The organism is Streptomyces sp. NH27 (assembly GCF_056859195.1).
The window spans coordinates 1-1,240 of record NZ_JACEGK010000962.1 but is presented as its reverse complement, the minus strand read 5'-3'; the positions used below and the strand labels follow the sequence as shown (position 1 = coordinate 1,240).

The 1,240-nt window shown below is 73.8% G+C and carries 2 protein-coding genes; one reads left to right on the top strand and one right to left on the bottom strand.

What is annotated here, in order from left to right; all coding sequences use genetic code 11:
• Window positions 1–457 (bottom strand): redox-sensitive transcriptional activator SoxR (gene soxR / locus AC13HU_RS37420; protein WP_483046460.1); only part of this gene is annotated, 457 nt, incomplete at its 3' end.
• A 57-nt stretch (window positions 458–514) separates the two neighbouring features.
• Between soxR and AC13HU_RS37415 the strand changes: the two genes are divergently transcribed.
• Window positions 515–1,240 (top strand): transketolase (locus AC13HU_RS37415; protein ID WP_483046461.1); only part of this gene is annotated, 726 nt, incomplete at its 3' end.

The following is a 1,240-nucleotide window of genomic DNA, read 5'->3' as shown; positions in this document are numbered from 1 at the left end:
CCGGGGGGCTGTCGCCCAGCAGGTAGCGGGCGCCGGTCCCCTGGTGCGCTGCCGTGTCGTCGGGGTTGTACAGCCCGCAGCGGGTCAGTGACAGGCAGCCGCAGCCGACGCAGCCGGTGAGTTGGTCCCTGAGCCGCTGGAGCTCGGCGATCTGGGTGTCGATACGGCGCTGCCAGGTGCGGGCGACCCGGCTCCAGTCGGCGGAGGTGGGGATGTGGTCGACGGGCAGGTGCGCGAGGGCGTCGCGGACCTCCTCCAGGCTCAGGCCGATCCGCTGGGCGGCGCGGACGAAGGCGAGCCGGCGCAGGGTGGCACGGCGATAGCGGCGCTGGCCGCCGGAGGTGCGCTCGGCCTGGATGAGGCCGAGTTCCTCGTAGTAGCGCAGCGCGGAGGTGGCGTTGCCGCTGCGGGCGGCAAGTTCGCCGATGGTCAGGCGGTCGCGGGTGGAGAGGCTCACGGCATCCAGGGTAGCGCTTGACTTCAAGCGGACTTGAAGTTGCAGGGTTGGGGCATGATGACGACCAGAGCCGCCGCACCGGCGGCCGCAGGCCACCCCGACGGGCGCCCGTACGGCTACCAGGACCTCCAGCCGCTGATGTCGCTGATGAGCGGCGACGAGAAGCACGACCCCGCCGCCACCTCCACCCTCGACGTGCTGTGGGTGCTGTACGACCGGGTGCTGCGGGTCTCCCCGGACGCCGCCGACGGCCCCGAGCGGGACCGGTTCCTGCTGTCGAAGGGGCATGGCCCGATGGCGTACTACGCGGTGCTCGCCGCGAAGGGCTTCGTGCCGCGCGAGTGGCTGCCGGGCTTCGGGACGTACGACTCGCCGCTCGGGCACCACCCGGACCGGACCCTGGTGCCGGGCGCGGAGATCGGCTCGGGCTCGCTCGGGCACGGGCTGCCGCTGGCGGTGGGCAGCGTGCTGGGCCTGCGGGCGCAGGGGCTGACCGACCCGGCGGTGTGGGCACTGGTCGGCGACGCGGAGATGGACGAGGGCAGCAATCACGAGGCGCTGCAGTTCGCCGGGGCGACGGGCCTGGAGCAGTTGCACGTGGTGGCCGTGGACAACCAGTCCGCGACCTACGGCTGGCCGGGCGGGCTCGCGGCCCGCTTCGCGATGGAGGGCTGGTCCGCGCTGACGGTGGACGGGCGGGACCACGACGCGCTGTACGAGGCGTTCACCGCGCCGCACCCGGGCCGCCCGCACGCGGTGGTGGCCCGGGTGGAGTCCAAGGAC